The organism is Klebsiella sp. A52, from assembly GCF_018388785.1.
GTDB classification, from domain to species: Bacteria; Pseudomonadota; Gammaproteobacteria; order Enterobacterales; family Enterobacteriaceae; genus Klebsiella; species Klebsiella aerogenes.
On sequence record NZ_CP074437.1, the window covers coordinates 933,586 to 953,416 of the forward strand.

Below are 19,831 nucleotides of genomic sequence, written 5' to 3' on the forward strand. Positions count from 1 at the left end.
TAAAAAAAAATTTCCGCCTGTGCGCTGACGCGCAAAAATATTCCCGCGGCGGCCGCGCTTTCTGGCGCAAGGGGTTGTGATAACATCGTTTTTTTGCCGCGCGCAGGATTGAGTCATGAGTGGTTTAAAACAGGAGCTGGGGTTAGGTCAGGGAGTCGGGTTACTTTCAACATCACTACTGGGAACCGGCGTATTCGCCGTACCGGCGCTGGCGGCGCTGGTCGCAGGCGATAATAGCCTGTGGGCGTGGCCGGCGCTGATTCTGCTGGTCTTTCCCATCGCTATCGTGTTTGCCGTGCTTGGGCGCCACTTTCCCAGCGCTGGCGGCGTGGCTCATTTTGTGGATATGGCGTTCGGCCCGCGTCTGGCGCGGGTAACCGGTTGGCTGTTTTTATCGGTGATCCCGGTGGGCTTACCCGCCGCCCTGCATATCGCCACCGGTTTTGGCCAGGCGCTGTTCGGCTGGCACGATACTCAACTGCTGCTTGCCGAGCTCGGCACGCTGGCGATCGTCTGGTGGGTGGGTTCGCGCGGCGCCAGTTCCAGCGCCAATCTACAGACGCTGGTTGCGGTAATGATTGTCGCGCTGATCGTCGCCATCTGGTGGCGCGGCGGCATAAACCCGGCACAGATCCCTTTCCCGCAGCCTAAAGATGTCGACACGTCGCAGCTGTTTGCGGCCCTATCGGTGATGTTCTGGTGCTTCGTCGGCCTGGAAGCCTTTGCTCATCTGGCATCAGAGTTTAAACGTCCGGAGCGCGACTTCCCCCGAGCGCTGATGATTGGCCTGGTGCTGGCTGGCACCGTTTATTGGGGCTGTACGGTGGTCGTTCTACATTTTCGCGCCTTCGGTGAGGAAATGGCGGCGGCGGCTTCGCTGCCAAACATCGTAGTGCGACTGTTCGGCGTGCAGGCGCTGTGGGTTGCCTGCGTAATCGGCTACCTCGCCTGCTTCGCCAGCCTTAATATCTATATCCAAAGTTTTGCCCGCCTGGTCTGGTCGCAGGCGCAGTTCAAACCGGAGAGCTATCTGGCCCGCCTGTCGCCGCGCCAGGTACCGCGCAACGCGCTGAATGCGGTCTTAGGCTGCTGCGTACTCAGTACGCTGTGCATTTACTGGCTGAACATTAATCTCGATGCGCTTATCGTCTATGCCAACGGCATTTTCATCATGATTTATCTGCTGTGCATGCTGGCGGGATGCCGACTCCTGCACGGTAAATACCGTGTGCTGGCCACGGTGGGAAGCGTGCTATGCCTGCTGCTGTTGGCCATGGTCGGCTGGAAGAGTTTGTACGCCATCATCATGTTGGCGGTGCTGTGGTTCGCCTTGCCAGCACGCTCACCTTCAGCAAACAGATAACAAAAAACCGGCGCAGGCCGGTTTTGTCGTTTTAGCGGTCGTCTTTGTGATCCAGACGGTCGCGTTCGTCGTCTTTGCGCTGGAACTCCCCTTCGAAGGTGTCTCCGTTGCCGGCGCCGGCGCTAAAACCGCCGCCCGGCATCCGGCTAAAGCGCAGATACGGCATCAGTTTTAAGGTCATCAGCTTTTGCACCGGCGGCAACAGCAGCAGCAGGCCGAGGAAGTCGGTAAAGAAGCCTGGGATCAGCAGCAGAAGCCCGGCGATAATCAGCGATACGCTTTTAATCATTTCTGCGGCAGGGCTTTCGCCAGCCGCCATTTTCTGCTGCATCAGCATCAGGTTTTTGAAGCCCTGGTTGCGCACCAGCGACATCCCCACCACCGAGCTAAAGATAACCAGGATCAGCGTCAACAGCACGCCGAGCACATGCGCGACCTGGATAAAGATCGAGATCTCGACGTAAACGTATAAGAAAAAGGCAATAAATGGGATCCAACGCACCGGCGTCTCCTTCAATCGGCCGTCGTCGCAGACGCCCGTAGTGATAAATTTGCTATTCGCGTCATAGGAATGTGGGGTTGGCGCGCCATTTTTCAATCAACGGCAACGGCATTTTTTTCAAAAATAGTAAAGCGGTGACTCATTTCACAGATTAATAATTCTTATCCGCCGCGCTATATAATAAGTGATCAAGGTTACTGAACTTCGCTATCATCAGCATATGATCGTGGGCACCGGGCCGGTTAAGGAAATAATCTTCGGTCTGAAAATACGCTAAATCCTATAAATTCTGTGTATTTGGTGAATTCATTGGCAGCTTGAAAAAGAAGGTTCACATGTTAAACAACATTCGTATCGAAGAAGATCTGTTGGGCACCAGGGAAGTTCCAGCTGACGCATACTATGGCGTTCATACTCTGAGAGCGATTGAAAACTTCTACATCAGCAACAACAAGATTAGCGACATCCCTGAGTTTGTTCGGGGCATGGTGATGGTGAAGAAGGCCGCCGCGCTGGCTAACAAGGAACTGCAAACCATTCCTAAAAGCGTAGCGAACACTATTGTCGCCGCATGCGATGAGGTGCTGAACAACGGTAAATGCATGGACCAGTTCCCGGTTGATGTGTTCCAGGGCGGCGCGGGCACCTCCGTCAACATGAACACCAACGAAGTGCTGGCGAATATCGGTCTGGAACTGATGGGCCACCAGAAAGGTGAATACCAGTTCCTCAACCCTAATGATCACGTCAACAAATGCCAGTCCACTAACGACGCCTACCCAACCGGTTTCCGCATCGCGGTCTATGCTTCGATTCTCAAACTGATCGACGCCATCAAACAGCTGGGCGAAGGTTTCCAGGCAAAAGCCGTCGAGTTCCAGGATGTCCTGAAAATGGGCCGCACGCAGTTGCAGGATGCGGTGCCGATGACCCTCGGCCAGGAATTCCACGCTTTTAACGTTCTGCTGAACGAAGAAACCAAAAGTATTCTGCGTACCGCAGAACTGCTGCTGGAAGTAAACCTCGGCGCGACCGCTATCGGGACTCGCCTGAACACCCCTGACGGTTATCAGCAGCTGGCGGTACAGAAACTGGCGGAAGTCAGCAACCTGCCGGTCGTTCCGGCGGAAGACCTGATTGAAGCGACTTCTGACTGCGGCGCGTATGTGATGGTTCACAGTTCGCTGAAACGCCTGGCGGTCAAACTGTCCAAGATTTGTAACGACCTGCGCCTGCTCTCTTCCGGCCCGCGCGCTGGGCTGAATGAAATCAACCTGCCAGAACTGCAGGCCGGTTCCTCCATCATGCCGGCAAAAGTTAACCCGGTGGTGCCAGAAGTGGTTAACCAGGTGTGCTTCAAAGTTATCGGCAACGATACAACCGTAACCATGGCCTCCGAAGCCGGTCAGCTGCAGTTGAACGTTATGGAGCCGGTGATTGGCCAGGCGATGTTTGAATCTATCCACATCCTGACCAACGCCTGCTACAACTTGCTGGAAAAATGCGTGAACGGCATTACCGCCAACAAAGCGGTATGCGAAAGCTACGTCTACAACTCCATCGGTATCGTGACCTACCTCAACCCGTTCATCGGCCACCACAATGGCGATATCGTCGGCAAGATCTGCGCCGAAACCGGTAAGAGCGTACGTGAAGTGGTACTGGAGCGCGGGCTGCTGACCGAAGCCGAGCTGGACGACATTTTCTCTCCGCAAAACCTGATGCATCCGGCTTATAAAGCAAAACGGTATACCGATGAAAGCGAACAGTAAGCTTTCAGGGTAAACTAACCAAAGGCATGTCAGTGATGACATGCCTTTTTGCTTTTTTGGGTTTACGAAACGACAACAATTCAATATCAACTTGTTAAAAAACAAGGAAGGCATATATGTTTGGTGCAGAGCTCGTGGTTGTCTTGCTGGCAATCTATTTGGGGGCCCGACTGGGGGGCATTGGTATCGGCTTTGCCGGTGGCCTCGGCGTCCTCGTCTTAACCTTAATTTTTCAAATTCCACCCGGGGCAATCCCCTTTGACGTCATTGAAATTATCATGGCGGTTATCGCCGCTATCGCCGCGATGCAGGTCGCCGGAGGGATGGACTATCTGGTCAGCCTCGCCGAACGTATGCTACGCCGCCATCCCAAGTACATTACCTTCCTTGCGCCGCTGGTCACCTGGTTTATGACCGTGCTGGCAGGCACCGGTCATACCGCGTTCTCTACCCTGCCAGTGATTACCGAAGTGGCGAAAGAGCAGGGTATTCGCCCTTCCCGCCCGCTCTCCATAGCCGTTGTCGCTTCGCAGATTGCGATTACCGCCTCGCCGATCTCCGCGGCAGTGGTCTTCTTTGCCGGTATTCTCGAACCGCTTGGCGTCAGCTACCTGACGCTGCTGGCGATCTGTCTGCCGGTTACCCTGATTGCCGTCATGCTGACCGCCGTCGTCTGTAACTTCCTCGGCTGCGAGCTGAAAGACGACCCGGTATACCAGGAGCGACTGGCAAAAGGGGAAGTGAGCCTGCGCGGCAGTCAGGTCTTCGAGCTGAAGCCGCATGCTAAACGCTCCGTTCTGCTGTTCCTGGTGGGCATCGTCGCGGTCATGTTCTACGCTACCGCCATCAGCGACACCGTCGGCCTGATCCAGAACCCGGTGCTGCCGCGTAACGAAGCGATCGTGGTCTTCATGCTGACCATCGCTACGCTGATTAGCATCACCTGTAAGATCGATACCGGCGAAGTGCTGAACGCCAGCACCTTCAAGTCCGGGATGAGCGCCTGCGTCTGCGTGCTCGGCGTCGCCTGGCTTGGGGATACCTTCGTCAAAGCACATATTGCCGATATCCAGACGGTGGCGGGCGATCTGCTGCACAACTATCCGTGGCTGCTGGCGGTGGTGCTGTTCTTCGCGGCTACGCTGCTCTATTCACAGGCCGCCACGACTAAGGCGTTAATGCCCGCCGCACTGCTGCTCGGCGTCACCCCGCTGACGGCAATTGCCTCATTCGCCGCGGTCTCAGCGCTGTTCGTGCTGCCAACCTATCCGACCCTGCTGGCCGCGGTCGAAATGGACGACACCGGCTCCACGCGTATCGGCAAATATGTCTTTAACCACGCCTTCCTGATCCCGGGCGTCATCGCCATTACGCTTTGCGTGATCCTCGGATTCATCTTCGGCGGCCTCATGCTGTAAGATCGTTAAAAAGGGGCCAGTGAAGTAACTGGCCCCTTTGGTTAATCTCTCCGCATCATGCATGCTATAGTGCCTCTTTTCGCTGATACGAGGTTCACGATGACTACGCCTGATGCTGTTGTTGTACTCTGTACCGCGCCGGATGAAGCGACCGCCCAGGATCTGGCGGCCAAAGTGCTCGGAGAAAAACTCGCCGCCTGCGCCACCATCCTGCCGGGAGCGACGTCGCTCTACTACTGGGAAGGGAAGCTTGAGCAGGAGTATGAAGTCCAGATGCTGCTCAAAACCAATCAGACCCATCAGCAGGCGTTACTGGACTGCCTGAAGTCCCATCACCCGTATCAAACCCCCGAACTACTGGTCCTGCCGGTTACTCACGGAGACAACGATTACCTCTCATGGCTCAACGCATCATTACGCTGATCCTGCTACTGTGCAGCGCATCGGCCAGCGCCGGGTTGTTTGACGCCCCCGGGCGCTCAAACTTCGTGCCTGCCGATCGGGCTTTCGCCTTTGACTTTCAGCAGAATCAACACGACCTCAACCTGAGCTGGCGCATCAAGGATGGTTACTACCTCTACCGTAAGCAGATCACGCTGACGGCAAAAGATGCGGCGATCGTCGAACCTTCGCTACCGCCTGGCGAATGGCATGAAGACGAGTTTTACGGCAAAAGCGAAATTTATCGTCAGCGCCTGACCTTGCCGATTACCCTTACGGAAGCCAGCAAAGCAGCCACGCTGACCGTCACCTATCAGGGCTGTGCCGACGCCGGATTCTGCTATCCGCCGGAGACCAAAGTCGTGCCGCTCAGCGCGGTGCTCGCCGATTCCGACAAGGCGCAAGCGGCCAAACCATCAGCGCCCGCCGCGCTCCCGGCCAGCGGCAGCCAAACCGGCGCGGAGCCCGCGTCGCTGCCATTTTCGGCGCTATGGGCGCTGCTGATTGGTATCGGTATTGCCTTTACGCCTTGTGTGTTACCGATGTATCCGCTGATTTCCGGGATTGTCCTCGGCGGTAAGCAGCGCTTATCGACGGCACGCGCCCTACTGCTGGCCTTTATTTATGTCCAGGGGATGGCGGTTACCTATACCGCGCTGGGGTTGGTCGTGGCCGCCGCCGGTCTGCAATTCCAGGCCGCGCTGCAGCACCCTTACGTATTAATCGGGCTGTCAGTGGTATTTATCGCGCTGGCGCTGTCGATGTTCGGCCTGTTTACGCTGCAGCTGCCTTCATCGCTGCAAACCCGACTGACGCTAATGAGCAATAAGCGCCAGGGGGGCTCGCCTGGCGGCGTGTTTGCAATGGGCGCCATCGCCGGGCTTATCTGTTCCCCTTGCACTACGGCCCCGCTTAGCGCCATTCTGTTGTATATCGCTCAAAGCGGTAATCTGTGGCTTGGCGGCGGCACCCTGTATCTGTACGCGCTGGGAATGGGGCTGCCGCTGATCCTGGTGACCGTGTTCGGTAACCGTCTGCTACCGAAGAGCGGGCCGTGGATGGCTCACGTCAAGACCGCGTTTGGCTTCGTGATCCTCGCGCTGCCGGTCTTTTTACTGGAGCGCGTGATCGGCGAAGCCTGGGGTTTACGCCTGTGGTCTCTGCTTGGCGTCGCCTTCTTTAGCTGGGCATTTATCACCTCGCTTGGCGCGAGCAAACCGTGGCTACGGCTGGTGCAAATCGTCATGCTGGGCGCCGCGCTGGTTAGCGCGCGTCCGCTGCAGGATTGGGCCTTTGGCGCACCAACCGCCCAGCAGCAGGCGCATCTGGAGTTTACCCGTGTCAGTACCGTGGATGAACTCAACCAGGCGTTAGCGCAGGCCAAAGGGAAACCGGTCATGCTCGATCTGTATGCTGACTGGTGCGTGGCCTGTAAAGAGTTCGAAAAATATACCTTTAGCGCTCCTGAAGTGCGACAGGCCCTAAAAGAGACCGTTCTGTTGCAAGTGGATGTCACTAAGAACAGCGCGCAAGACGCGGCCCTGCTGAAGCATTTACAGGTGCTCGGCTTGCCGACGATTCTGTTCTTCAACGCGCAGGGAGAAGAGCAGCCCGCGCAGCGCGTCACCGGGTTTATGGATGCTGCGGCATTCAGCGCCCATTTGCGCGATTGGAAACCGTGAACGACACTTGAGGAGGATAAATGGAGGAGACTACCGTGCAACGTGAAGATGTCCTGGGTGAAGCCATACAAATTCTCGAAATCGAGGGTATCGCCAACACCACGCTGGAAATGGTCGCCGACCGCGTCGCATATCCGCTTGATGACCTCAAGCGCTTTTGGCCCGATCGCGAAGCGTTGCTCTATGACGCCCTGCGTTATTTAAGCCAGCAGGTAGACGCCTGGCGTCGCCAACTGTTGCTGGATGAGACGCTGAGCGCAGAACAAAAGCTGCTGGCGCGCTATAGCGCGCTGACCAAATGCGTCAGCAACCACCGCTATCCGGGCTGCCTGTTTATCGCCGCCTGTACTTTCTATCCGGATGCTCAGCACCCGATTCACCAGTTAGCGGAACAGCAGAAGCAGGCGTCACTGGCCTACACACATGAGCTGCTGACCCTGCTTGAGGTGGATGATCCGGAAATGGTCGCCAGGCAGATGGAATTAATCGTCGAAGGCTGCCTGAGCCGCATGCTGATCAAGCGCAGCCAGGCCGACGTCGATACCGCCCAGCGTCTGGCGGAAGATATTCTGCGCTTTGCCCGCTGCCGGATGGGCGGCGCACTCACGTAATTCGGATTTCCGAACCCCTGCAAGGCGCATATAATTCCCTGACACTTTCTGTGGCAGGGATTTCTATGCGTCCACTTCTCTGGGCCGCCGTACTGGGGCTCTGTTCGACCTCGCTGATGGCCGCCCCTCCTTGCGGTTTCTCTTTCGCCTACAAAGACTGGGAAGTCGCCTGCGATAATACCGGCACCTGCCGGGCTGCGGGCTATGGCGCGACAATGGGCGAGGTCAGCGTTCTGCTGACCCGTAGCGCCGGCCCCGGGCGGCAGGTAACCGCGCAGGTCACGTTTGCGCAGACCGAGCACGATATTCCGCCAGATGCCAGCGTAAATCTGTTTATCAACGATAGCGATCGCGGGACGCTTGAGGCTATCGACGATAACCATTTTCACTTTGACAGTACGCAAACCAGCGCGCTTATTACCGCCCTGGAGCAAAACGCGAAAATCGAACTGGCGCTCAATGGCCAGCGCAAACGCCTATCTAACGCGGGCAGCAGCGCGGTATTCCTTAAGGTCGATGAATTCCAGCAGCGGATTGGCACCGCCGATGCCCTGTTACGTAAAGGCGACAGCGATGAGAGTGCCGTCCTGCACGCCATTCCCGCGCCGGAGATCCTTAGCGCGCCGTTTATTCACAACGCCCAGCCCGTTGCGTTAACAGCTAAACAACAGCAGAAATGGCTGCCGCAATTGGAAAGCGCGCTCAACAGCCGTTGTGATGACTGGCAAAACGCCGATATTCCGGCCAGCGAACGGCAGATCACCGTCACCCCGCTGGATAAAAATCACTCGCTGCTGCAGACTCTGTGCTGGCGCGCCGCCTATAACGACGGCTACGCGATGTGGGTTGTCGATAACACACAGGCCGCCAGGCCACAGCTGATAACCACTGATGCCTCCAGCTATAACGATGGCGTAATGACCTTCTTCAACAAAGGGCGCAGCGTCGCCGACTGCGTTAATGGGGAAGAACGTGTGTGGGATGGCAAAACCTTTGTGCAAAGCCTCAAGTACAGCACCGGCATGTGTCGGGAAATCACCCCAGGCGGAACCTGGCAGCTTCCCACCTTCGTCAGCAAGGTTATTCCCCGCAAGCAACGAGAGGCCGATATACTCGCGCTGAAGACGTTGCACGACGCGCTCCTAAAAGAGCAAAAACGCAATCCGGAACTCGCATTAGAGAACATTGCGGAACAGTTTCCGCTCAGCGGACACATCAGCCACTTTACCCTCACCTATGCCGACGACGCGCCGGTCTCAACCACCAAGCCAGCGGCGGATATCAGCGACGATGAGTGGCAGGCGTTTTTACATTCCGATATCAGCGCCGATTCGGAAAACGGCAAAGTCAGCTTCACGCTTATCGACCTCGACGGCGACGGCAAACGCGACCTCATCATCGATAGCTATGTTGGCGGTACCGGCCTGTTCAGCTATACCGGCGTGCTGAAACGCGGCGATAGCGCCTTTGAATCGGTGAACGATGCCGACAGCAATGACGACGATAACTTCGATGCCGGCGTGCCCGGCGCCCTTTACTCTATTAACGATCGCGGAGCGAACCAGTGGGGCCGCTGGGTCAGAATCAACGGCCAGGTTTACGCCCTGTGGTTTAACGGCGTGTTTGGGGAAGATAACCTCTATCTGCTGCGTCCGTTTAACCAGAGCGACCTGACGCCGGCCATCACCATCCGCTACCGTTATAACCTCAATATCATCAGCGCTGCGGAAAACGGGCAGTCACCCACCCCAGCCTTAAACGATAAAGATAAAGCGGGCTTATTGAAGTCATTGGACGTCATGCAAGGTAGCCTGCTAAAGGATAAACCTGCTGACGATAACGATGAGCCGATTTGTCCTGTTCCCCCCGGTACCGCTAAAGATGATGCGGACAACTACTATGGCGGCGTTGCGGGGCACTACACCGTTGAAACGGTGGCATGGATCCCGGTGTGGCTCAACGATAAATGCTTTATCGGCACGATCTTCAGCCATCATGGCGCCTATCGCCACGGAGTAGATGCCATCCTAACCATCAGTTCGCCACGAGATGATGAAGAGATCGTTGGCGATTACGACATCTCCGGAAAACGCCATGCCATCGCCATCACCAGCGGCTGGAAAGTTCGCGAAGGCGATAACGGAGTGATGTGATTTTAAGCAAAACGCGCCTTTTGGCGCAGAATTGCCGCAAAGATAAGCAATCAAACAATAAATAGAGAAATTTCATTGACGCAGTGGGCGGATTACGGTTTAATGCGCCCCGTTGCCCGGATAGCTCAGTCGGTAGAGCAGGGGATTGAAAATCCCCGTGTCCTTGGTTCGATTCCGAGTCCGGGCACCACTTATTCAGAGAACCCAGCCTATGGCTGGGTTTTTGCTTTTCTACGGCCTACCGCGAACCGTATGCCTGATAAGCACAGCGCCATCAGGCATTCAATGCCCATCGTTTTTACCTTTAACTTCAGCCATCGGTTATTCATCACTAACGCAGGCCTTCAGTTCGGATGTGACATACTGCATTGAGTCACATAAAAACGTTAAGATGAATCTTCGTTTCAGCCGCCCCTCTTTATAAGCCACTTACGCAAAATAATAGTGCCAATTTATCTTCAACCCACTCTAATCAGAACGTATCTGAGAAAAATAAGAGCAATAGCAGCTTATCCGGTAATAAAAATTCATGCTAATGACTGTTATGATAGTGTCGAATATTTAATCACAACAGGAAGTCTGTGATATGCAAGAGAATAACGGAATAAGAATGGCTCTTTCTCCCGTACAACTTGCCGCCGTTCTGGCCGATAAATCCGTCAGTGAGGGGAAACACTTAGTAATCGCCTCTGGGGTGGTCTAGGATTGGCCAACGGTCTGGTTGAAATGTTTGGTGCCGGAGTCATGTGCATAGCCCCCGAACCAACAATACTCACTAAAATCGGGTGTGTCATCGTAGGAACCCACAGCCTGGATACGATACAGGCTTCCTTTCGTCAGGTATGGAGCGGTAGGCAGGTCAGTACCGATACATACAATTCTGTAGTATCTCTGGCCGAAAGTCTGGGTTCCGATCACCAAACTGCCGTGAACGTTGGAATGACTCTGGATCTTGCGATTCCTATGGGATTTGCGCTGACAATGGGTGCTATCCGCGTTGCTTCTATACGTGGAGGACGGATAAAACTGGCTGAACATGAATTTTTGAGGAGTCGCTCATCAGGTGGCCATACTCTCCAAAATCATGTTGGCAAAACGCCAGAAGGGCTGAGAATGAGACTGGATACTACTCCCCGATTAAAGTCTGTCAGTAGTTTCAAAAGTACCAGTGAAGCTGAGCGCTTAGTATCTGCCGTTATTCAGGACAATAAGACTCAGATAGAGATGTGGGAAAGACATCTACCACCAGGGATGAATGCAAAAATGCAGTTGGATCGCATGTTTGCAAACCAAACAGGAATATTATTATTCAAAGGTGCGAAAGAAGTAACTACTTGCTACAAAGTCCGGGTAGTCATCGAGTTTACGCACTGGCATGGAAAACCCTATTTTGTATTGACAGCCTTTCCTCTACCCTGAACACGGTTTGTACATGACAAAAATGAACCTGAATGAACTTAACAGCTTTATCACGGTTTACTTCGGGCAAGATTATGATCTTATCGATGATAGTGATGAGATCGAGCCCAAAATTGACGCATTTATCGCCGATAGTCATCTCGCCATAAAGTATGGCCTTATCGCAGACATTGACCTTCTGCTGAAGGAAGCAGATAACCCGGAAGAGGAATTCAGGATGCGCTATGGTTCAGACTTTGATCCTCACCTGTGGGGAACAGATGCCCTTAGCTTCCTGAAACGGGTAAGAGATAGAATTAGTCATTCCCTGAATGAGGCGGAGCCGACAGGCCGTCAGTAACCCGCGGCTTCCTTACCACACTATCGGTTTGATCTGATTCAGCGAGATGTCGCCGAAAACGCTAGCGCCGCGTCGCTTTCTTTTTAGCGGGAAGGCGGAACACTTCGCCATTCGGCTTGGCAATTCCCATACGGTACTGCGTCTCTCTGGCAGCCTTATGGATATCAGCAAACTCCTCTTTACGCGCCGGCGGCAGCTTCGCTTTTTTCAGGCATTTATTGCGGTGCATCCTTATCCATTCGCGATCGTTGTCATCGACGCACGTCTGCATCACATCCACCCAGCGCGAAGCAGCCCGGCGATACAATCCGCGAGCTTCCAGAGATTCGGCGATACTGTCCTTGATCATTCGATAATTTCTCTCACATATGCTAGCTAATTTGCGTATATAAATATAACCACGCCATTCGAAGAAATAATGAAAGAAAACCCCGGTAATTTGATCCACGATAAATCTATGCCAACTCAACATTGAGAGCATTTATAATATTAATTGCTGTGTGCATTAAAACTGCCGAAGCAGTAAGTACTTCCAAAGAGCATTTTTATCATATACCGCGGGTTATCATCTGAGTCATTCCTGAACTACGGTTATACCTATCAATGATTGATTAAATTAAAATAATACCGTTGTTTAGTGGCTTGTATGTAGATAGCTTACTCTGCATTCATTTCCCTTTTTATCGCTTCGGCGCGGGACACTCGAGCAGTCTATTTTTAAAAATAAACAGACAGGCTTCATTAAAGTTAGCCAGCCCCAGACGTTCATAAAGCTCAATGCGCTTGCGATACAGGCTTTTCACCGAAGTATTAAGTACCCCAGCTATTTGCTCCATGGTCATCCCCGCTCTGAGTAAAGTCAACGTCATATGTTCCTGCGGTTTCAGGCTGAAATTCTTGAGCCATTCTCGGGTCAATCGCTTACTCTTCACGTCAAGAAACAGGCTAAATAAATTAGCCATATCCGTCGGCGTCAAAGACATGTTGAGAAACCACTTTAAGCTCAGCAAATGCTCTTCCCGATGGCGCATATCAAGCATAATACAGCAGATACGTTTACCCGCTTCCGCTGCGCCAGGAATAAGATAATCGTAAAAACAAAGCGGCGCCCGACTATCCACCAGCACCGAAAACTCCTCGGCATCACTCTCAAAAAGCTTACGCTCTATCGAATGTAACTGGATGATATCTGGAAAGAAAATCCTCACCCCTTCAAAGAGATAGTGATCCTGAGTTACTAAAAACATTGTCGTTGCCACAAATCATCCCTTTAACAATAAAGCAACAAAACCCCTCCAGGGAGAATATGCACAGCGCCTGGTAGCGTGCTGACTATGGCGAGCCAAATAAAGCATGTGATTGTCTTTTAGTAATCCCCCAATCTCTCCATCTATAGTGAACGCTCCACTCCACTATCCTTACGTCATTTCTTAATTATCTGTGCTCAGGCTAATTATAAATAAAAAACTCGCACAAAAAAGAAGCTTTTCTACTATTGAGAATTTTTGTCAAAAATCGTCTTAAATATCTACAGCAACCGCCTGACATTATGCATGAAAAAGCCAACCAAAAACATTAAAACAGAATTTCGGACACCATTTAACTTTTTTCAATTCAGTTAGTTATGCGTAACATAAGACAATTAATTAATTCATTAAAGGTCAATTTCCAGATTTATCTTAAAACTACAGGCCTATTATTTGGCATATTTTCAGGCAAACATATCAGGTGTACATTAATCGCCACCCCGTTATCGCGAGGAGATATTTTATTACCTTAAATAAGTAATCGCAGTCGCGTACCGTCAGGTAAAAACTCATTACCCCATCCTTTTGCATTCAGCTAAAAGGCCGACGTGTTGTGCAATGGATTCTTGATGGACATATGGTAAATAGTTATGGGAAGATCAACTCGTTTCAATAAGTTATTCTTTTATCGCCGCACGACATTCTCGCTTTCAATTAGTTTATTGTTGTTAACGCCTATTCTGGCTCAGGGGGCTGAGTCGATATATGATCGGCATGTGCTACAGGCGCGTGAAGGTAATTACTCCCCTTTTCTCGATTATCTTCAGCAATATCAACAACAACATGCTTTGACGCCTGAGCAAGTCGCCGACTGGCTTCAAATTGCCTCCTGGGCTGGACGTGATGAGGAAGTAATCCAGGTCTGGCAGCGTTATCAGGTTTATATGGCGCTACCGGCACGCGGTACGGCGGCAGCGGCACAGGCTTTCCGTAATCAAAAACGGTGGTCTTCAGCGCTGGCGCTCTGGGATCAGGCAATTGGCCAGCAGCCGATGAACGACGATTATCTTATTGGTCGGATTAAAACGCTGGCCGATGCGCGCCATGACGGGCAGGCGCTAAGTGAAGCCCGCCGCTTGGTCGCCACCACGCCCAGCGCCGCTCACCTGCAGACACTCTCCTACGTCTATTTACGTCAGGGAAAAAGCTGGGACCAGCTGCTCACCGATATGCGCGCGCAGGAACTCGCGCCGCAAAACAGAGAAACGCTCAATAGCCTGATTGATAGCCTGAGCAGCAATCGCATCAATTCGCCTGCGCTGCAATGGTCAGCGAAAACCACCTTAACGCCCGCGCAGCAGCGAAAGCTGGAAATGGACGCGGCGGCGGAGTGGGTACGGCTGGCGCACACCCCGGCCCGCGGTGAACAGGAGCGCTTTCGCCTCGCGCAAACGGCGCTCAACCGCTACGACGCGCTGTTCGCCCGTTGGCGTCAGGATCCGCAGGCTGCAGAGGATCTTGCCCGCGCGCGTATTGACCGCCTCGGCGCGCTATACACCCGCGGCTATTACGCCAAGGTCATTAAGGAATATCAGTCGCTGACCGCCGCTCAACAGCCCGTCCCTGACTGGGCCATCGGCTGGGTTATCTCCTCTTATCTTGCACAACAAAACGTCGAGGCCGCGCTGGCGATCGCCCGCCAACATCCACTTTACCGGCCTGACCCGCAAGATGATCAGCATGAATTATTTTATGCGCTGCTGGATAGCGGCCAGTATCAGGCCGCCCGCGAGTATCTCGCTAAAGTGACGAATGGCGTTCCCTACACCCGCCGCCTTTACGGCTCGCCGACGCCGCAGCCAAACGACCCGTGGCTGAACGCTCAATCGCTGAAGGTACAGTATCTACTGAGTACTAACGCGCTGCCGGAAGCCGAACGGCTCTCCGACCGACTGGCCACCACCGCGCCCGGTAATCAGGGGCTGCGCATTGACTACGCGGCGATACTACAGGCGCGCGGTTTACCCCGCGCCGCCGAACGGGAACTGAAAGCGGCGGAAGCGTTGGAGCCTTCGAACATCCCCCTCGAACGTCAGCAGGCCTACGTGGCGATGGATCTTCAGGAGTGGCGGCAGATGGAGCTATTAACCGATGACCTGCTGGCGCGCAGCCCCGAAGATCTGAGCACGCAAAAATTAGCTCGCGCTCGCGAGGTGCACCATATGTCGGAATTGCGCCTTAACAGCACGCAAGGGATCCACTCGGATAACCCGGTCAGCGGTAGCCACGACTTTAGCTGGGATGCGGCGATTTACGGCCCGCCAATCGCGGATAACTGGCGACTTTTCGCCGGTTATCGCTTCGCCAAAGGGAATTTTGATGAAGGAAAAGGCTCCAGCCGCCAGCTATTTGGCGGCATCGAATGGCGCCCGCGCGATGCCTGGGCTGAACTGGAAATCTCCAACAACAATTTCGCCGGCGACAACAAACCCGGCGCCCGACTTTCCGCCTGGCAAAGCTTCAACGACAGCTGGCAAATTGGCGGCGAGGTCGAACGTCTGTCGCGGCAGACGCCGCTGCGCGCGCTGCGTAACGGTATCAGCGCCAACCGCGGCGAGGGCTGGGTTCGCTGGTATCAAAACGAACGACGCGAATATCGCTTCAGCGCCGCCGCCACCCGCTTCTCCGACCACAACCGTCGTCAGGAATATACATTCTCCGGCAAAGAGCGGCTCTGGCAATCGCCAACCATCACGCTCGATCTGGAACCTGGGCTCTCCGCCAGCGTCAACAGCCGGGCGGATACCCTGTACTACAACCCGAAACGCGACTTCGCCGCCACCTCGGCGCTGGTCGCCGATCACGTCATGTATCAGCACTACGATACCGTCTGGAGCCAGCAGCTTGCGGCAGGCGGCGGCGCCTACTGGCAAAAAGCGTATTCGACCGGCGCTATCGCCATGCTCGGCTACGGCCAGCGTATTCGCTGGAACAACGTGATCGACACCGGCGTGATGCTGAACTGGGACAAGCGTCCCTACGACGGCAAACGCGAAAGCAATCTCTCCATTGCCCTTGATGCGAATTTACGGTTTTAAGGATAAACATGGTCAACAAAAGTATCCGCATCAGCCTGATGGTTATCGGCTGGCTCCTGATGACCTGCGCGCTTCGCGCAGAAACGATTCCTTTTCTGCCGCCGGACGCGCGGCCGCAGCCGGAGGCGAATAAGCCCTGGCCACAGAATAAGTTTCTGGTATTGGCCTATCACGATGTAGAAGACGATGCCGCCGATCAGCGTTATCTGGCGGTGCGTACCAGCGCGCTCAACGATCAAATCGGCTGGCTGCTGCACAATGGTTATAAGGCCGTCAGCGTGCAAAATATTCTCGACGCCAACGCGGGGTTAATCACCCTGCCGCCAAAGGCATTTCTGCTGAGTTTCGATGATGGCTACAGCAGTTTTTACACCCGGGTCTGGCCGCTATTAAAAGCCTGGAACGTCCCGGCGCTGTGGGCGCCGGTAGGCAGCTGGGTCGATACGCCGGAGCAGAAAAAAGTCGATTTCGGCGGACTGATGACCCCGCGCGAGCGTTTCGCCACCTGGGAGATGGTGCGCGAGCTCGCGCAATCGCCGCTGGTTGAAATCGGCGCGCATACCTGGGCTTCGCACTACGGTATTCAGGCCAACCCGCAAGGTAGCCGCGAACCGGCGGTTGCCAACCGCTTTTATGATAAAGCCAGCGGACGCTACGAAAGCGACCAGCAGTTTCACCAGCGCATCGATACCGACGTGCGCAAAGTGAGCGACAAAATCGCCGACGTCACCGGCAAAGCGCCGCGCGCCTGGGTATGGCCCTACGGCGCCGCCAACGGCACATCGCTGGCTATCGCGAAAAGCCGCGGCTATCAACTGGCGTTTACCCTCGGCGATGGTCTGGGCGATGTGCGGGATTTGGATAACATTCCCCGTCTGCTTATCTCCGGCAATCCGTCGATCAAGGCCTTCGCCAGCCAGGTGACGCAAATCCAGGAGCGTGAGCCGGTTCGGGTGATGCACGTCGATCTCGATTATGTCTACGATAAAGACCCGGTTCAGCAGCGCAAAAATATCGATAAGCTGATCCAGCGTGTCTACGACATGAAAATCACTCACGTTTTCCTGCAGGCCTTTTCCGATCCGCTCGGCGATGGCACGGTGAAAGCGCTCTACTTCCCCAACCGCCGCCTGCCGATGCGCGCCGATCTCTTCAACTTCGTCGCCTGGCAATTACAAACGCGCGGCGGCGCCAAAGTGTATGCGTGGATGCCGGTGCTGGCGTTCGATCTGAACGGTTCGCTACCGCGCGTACAGCGCTGGGATGCGCAGAGCAACACGCTGCGCCAGGCCACTCGCCCCTATGTACGGCTGTCGCCATGGAATAGCCAGGTGCGCGATCAGATCCGCGATATTTATCAAGACCTTGCCCGCTACGCGACCTTTGACGGCGTGCTGTTCCACGACGACGCGGTGCTGACGGATTATGAAGATGCCGGCGCCGGGGCGATGGCCGCCTGGCGGGCGGCGGGCCATTGGGAGGATATCGCGCAGATCCGCCAAAATCCCGCCACGCTGCATGCCTGGACGCGGTTTAAAAGCCAGGCGCTTATCGACTTCACCCGCACGCTCAGCCAGAGCGTAAAAGAGATCCGCGGCCCGCAGGTGAGAACCGCGCGCAATATCTTTGCCCTGCCGATCCTGCAGCCGGAAAGCGAGGCCTGGTTCGCGCAGAATCTCGATGATTTTCTGACGGCCTACGACTGGACGGTGCCGATGGCGATGCCGCTGATGGAATCGGTTCCGGTTGCGGAAAGCGATGCGTGGCTGGCGCGTCTGGTGCGCGCCGTCAGCGCCAGACCGGGCGCATTGAAGAAAACCATTTTTGAGCTGCAGGCTAAAGACTGGACTCTCCCGCAGCAGAACGCCATCCCTGACCAACAGCTGGTTGACTGGATGCGGACGTTACAGCTCAACGGCGTCAACAATTACGGCTACTACCCCGACGATTTTCTTAATAATCAGCCTGATATCTCAAAAATCAGGCCCCTGTTTTCATCGTACTGGTATCCCAACAATGACTGATCGCATTATCGCATTTTCGATTTTATGCCTGGTTTTCGGGCTACCGCTGGGCGTGGCCGCCGTTTTCACCGGCGAGTTGATACTGGATTTCGTCTTCTTCTGGCCGCTGTTTATGTCGGTGCTGTGGATAACCGGCGGGCTCTACTTCTGGTTTCAACTGGAGCGCCACTGGCCATGGGGTAAAGAGACGCCGCCGCCGGAGCTTGCGGGCGATCCGCTGATCTCCATTTTGATTCCCTGCTTTAACGAGGAGAAAAATGCCCGCGAGACCATCGAAGCCGCGCTGGCGCAGCGCTATCGCAACATTGAGGTGATCGCCATCAACGACGGTTCCTCCGACGATACCGCCAGGGTGCTTAATCAACTGGCGGAAGAGTACGCTCTGCTGCGGGTGATTCACCTGGCTGAAAATCAGGGGAAAGCGGTAGCGCTGAAAGCCGGCGCTGCCGCCGCGCGCGGGGACTTACTGGTGTGTATCGACGGCGATGCCCTGCTCGACCGCGATACCGCCGCCTACCTCGTGGCGCCGCTGATCCAATACCCCCACGTCGGCGCGGTGACCGGTAATCCGCGTATTCGTACCCGCTCGACGCTGATTGGCCGCATTCAGGTCGGCGAGTTCTCTTCGATAATCGGGCTGATCAAGCGCACCCAGCGTATTTATGGCCGGGTGTTTACCGTCTCCGGGGTGATTGCCGCTTTTCGTCGCCAGGCGCTGGCGGACGTCGGCTACTGGAGCCCGGATATGATCACCGAAGATATCGATATCAGCTGGAAGCTGCAGCTACGTCATTGGGCGATTTTCTTCGAGCCGCGGGCGCTGTGCTGGATCCTGATGCCGGAAACGCTGAAGGGACTGTGGAAACAGCGTTTACGCTGGGCGCAGGGCGGCGCCGAGGTTTTCCTGGTCAATCTGCGCCGCCTGTTTCGCTGGGAACACCACCGAATGTGGCCGCTGTTCCTCGAATATGCGCTCTCCACGCTGTGGGCCTTCGCCTATGCGGTCACCATTTTTCTGTTCATCGCCAGCCATTTTGCCCCGCTGCCGGAGAACCTGACCGTCCGCAGCCTTTTTCCGCCGGAATTTACCGGGCTACTGCTGGGGGTGATGTGTCTGCTGCAGTTTATCGCCAGCCTGTACATCGAAAGGCGCTATGAACGCGGCGTCGCCGGCTCGCTGTTCTGGGTGATCTGGTTTCCGATGGTGTACTGGATGATCGGCCTGTTAACCACCATCGTCGCCTTCCCCAAAGTCATGTTGAAACGTAAACGCGCCAGGGCTCGCTGGGTCAGCCCTGATAGAGGTAAAGGAAGAATGTCATGAACGAACAAACTCTGATATTAACCGAGCATCGCATGTTGCCGCGGATCTTTGACGGCGTGTTAACCGCCATCGCGTGGGCCGGCTTCGCCTTTTTTCTGTATGCCAACCTGCTGATGCAGTTTACCGAGCGCGGTAACGACAGCTGGGACGCAATTATGGCGTCGTTTAATACCGTGCTGGTCTATTTATTGGTGGCGGCAATTAACGGCTGGCTGCTGATTTTGTGGTATCAGTACAATCTGCGCCGTTATAACGCCCGGCGGCACGGCAGCATGGCCTCGCTGCGCCATGAAGAGCTGGCGGAGAGCTTTAATATCGCGCCGCAGATCATTTCCGAGATGAGCCAATATAACCTGCTGACGGTATACCACGACCAGATTGGCAGAATTATTGATTTGAAAATCAATCAGAACGAGGAGGTCGAACGGTAACGGCCC

The 19,831-nt window shown here is 54.8% G+C and carries 15 protein-coding genes, 1 tRNA gene and 1 pseudogene; 14 read left to right on the forward strand and 3 right to left on the reverse strand.

The features are described from left to right. Positions 1 to 115: 115 nt before the first annotated feature. On the forward strand, positions 116 to 1,363 hold the full coding sequence (yjeH, locus tag KGA69_RS04335) for an L-methionine/branched-chain amino acid transporter (RefSeq protein ID WP_047050402.1): 1,248 nt from the start codon (positions 116 to 118) through the stop codon (positions 1,361 to 1,363). Positions 1,364 to 1,394: 31 nt separating this feature from the next. Here yjeH and KGA69_RS04340 read toward each other — a convergent pair whose 3' ends face one another. After that, entirely contained in the window at positions 1,395 to 1,865 is a 471-nt protein-coding gene (locus KGA69_RS04340) for an FxsA family protein (RefSeq protein WP_015368667.1), read from the reverse strand. Positions 1,866 to 2,200: 335 nt separating this feature from the next. On the opposite strand from KGA69_RS04340, the gene aspA reads away from it, so the two are divergent. The 9 genes and pseudogenes from aspA to KGA69_RS04385 all read left to right on the forward strand — a co-directional run bounded on the left by aspA (position 2,201) and on the right by KGA69_RS04385 (position 11,701). Then, on the forward strand, positions 2,201 to 3,637 hold the full coding sequence (gene aspA / locus KGA69_RS04345) for an aspartate ammonia-lyase (RefSeq protein ID WP_045380159.1): 1,437 nt from the start codon (positions 2,201 to 2,203) through the stop codon (positions 3,635 to 3,637). Between the two features lie 116 nt (positions 3,638 to 3,753). Next, positions 3,754 to 5,055, forward strand: a complete 1,302-nt coding sequence (locus KGA69_RS04350) for an anaerobic C4-dicarboxylate transporter (RefSeq protein ID WP_015368669.1) — start codon at positions 3,754 to 3,756, stop codon at positions 5,053 to 5,055. A 99-nt stretch (positions 5,056 to 5,154) separates the two neighbouring features. Next, positions 5,155 to 5,478, forward strand: a complete 324-nt coding sequence (gene cutA, locus KGA69_RS04355; protein ID WP_045396450.1) for a divalent cation tolerance protein CutA — start codon at positions 5,155 to 5,157, stop codon at positions 5,476 to 5,478. Beyond that, a complete protein-coding gene (locus tag KGA69_RS04360; RefSeq protein ID WP_045396452.1) occupies positions 5,454 to 7,178 on the forward strand; it encodes a protein-disulfide reductase DsbD in 1,725 nt (574 codons plus the stop codon). The genes cutA and KGA69_RS04360 overlap by 25 nt, the downstream gene beginning before the upstream one ends. A gap of 35 nt (positions 7,179 to 7,213) precedes the next feature. After that, positions 7,214 to 7,789, forward strand: coding sequence for a transcriptional regulator (locus tag KGA69_RS04365; RefSeq protein ID WP_047046398.1), 576 nt, complete (start codon positions 7,214 to 7,216; stop codon positions 7,787 to 7,789). 65 nt (positions 7,790 to 7,854) lie between these two features. Continuing rightward, a complete protein-coding gene (locus KGA69_RS04370; RefSeq protein WP_213292862.1) occupies positions 7,855 to 9,942 on the forward strand; it encodes a DUF1176 domain-containing protein in 2,088 nt (695 codons plus the stop codon). A gap of 114 nt (positions 9,943 to 10,056) precedes the next feature. After that, positions 10,057 to 10,132, forward strand: a tRNA-Phe gene (locus tag KGA69_RS04375). Between the two features lie 396 nt (positions 10,133 to 10,528). Then, positions 10,529 to 11,361, forward strand: a pseudogene (locus KGA69_RS04380) (RNase A-like domain-containing protein). A gap of 13 nt (positions 11,362 to 11,374) precedes the next feature. Beyond that, positions 11,375 to 11,701 (forward strand): contact-dependent growth inhibition system immunity protein, encoded by a 327-nt coding sequence (locus KGA69_RS04385; protein ID WP_213292863.1) that lies wholly within the window; start codon positions 11,375 to 11,377, stop codon positions 11,699 to 11,701. A 61-nt stretch (positions 11,702 to 11,762) separates the two neighbouring features. On the opposite strand, the gene KGA69_RS04390 is transcribed toward KGA69_RS04385, so the two are convergent. Further along, positions 11,763 to 12,182, reverse strand: coding sequence for a PerC family transcriptional regulator (locus tag KGA69_RS04390; RefSeq protein WP_317852641.1), 420 nt, complete (start codon positions 12,180 to 12,182; stop codon positions 11,763 to 11,765). 199 nt (positions 12,183 to 12,381) lie between these two features. Next, on the reverse strand, positions 12,382 to 12,948 hold the full coding sequence (locus KGA69_RS04395) for a helix-turn-helix transcriptional regulator (protein WP_045396469.1): 567 nt from the start codon (positions 12,946 to 12,948) through the stop codon (positions 12,382 to 12,384). Positions 12,949 to 13,598: 650 nt separating this feature from the next. On the opposite strand from KGA69_RS04395, the gene pgaA reads away from it, so the two are divergent. Genes pgaA through pgaD form a run of 4 tightly spaced genes read left to right on the forward strand, consistent with a single transcriptional unit; the run spans position 13,599 to position 19,825 of the window. Beyond that, positions 13,599 to 16,046, forward strand: a complete 2,448-nt coding sequence (gene pgaA / locus KGA69_RS04400; protein WP_213292864.1) for a poly-beta-1,6 N-acetyl-D-glucosamine export porin PgaA — start codon at positions 13,599 to 13,601, stop codon at positions 16,044 to 16,046. A 38-nt stretch (positions 16,047 to 16,084) separates the two neighbouring features. Continuing rightward, a complete protein-coding gene (gene pgaB / locus KGA69_RS04405; RefSeq protein ID WP_380377833.1) occupies positions 16,085 to 18,070 on the forward strand; it encodes a poly-beta-1,6-N-acetyl-D-glucosamine N-deacetylase PgaB in 1,986 nt (661 codons plus the stop codon). After that, entirely contained in the window at positions 18,063 to 19,394 is a 1,332-nt protein-coding gene (gene pgaC, locus KGA69_RS04410) for a poly-beta-1,6-N-acetyl-D-glucosamine synthase (protein WP_047078506.1), read from the forward strand. The genes pgaB and pgaC overlap by 8 nt, the downstream gene beginning before the upstream one ends. After that, positions 19,391 to 19,825, forward strand: a complete 435-nt coding sequence (gene pgaD, locus KGA69_RS04415) for a poly-beta-1,6-N-acetyl-D-glucosamine biosynthesis protein PgaD (RefSeq protein ID WP_045396482.1) — start codon at positions 19,391 to 19,393, stop codon at positions 19,823 to 19,825. The genes pgaC and pgaD overlap by 4 nt, the downstream gene beginning before the upstream one ends. The last annotated feature ends 6 nt before the right edge of the window (positions 19,826 to 19,831 follow it).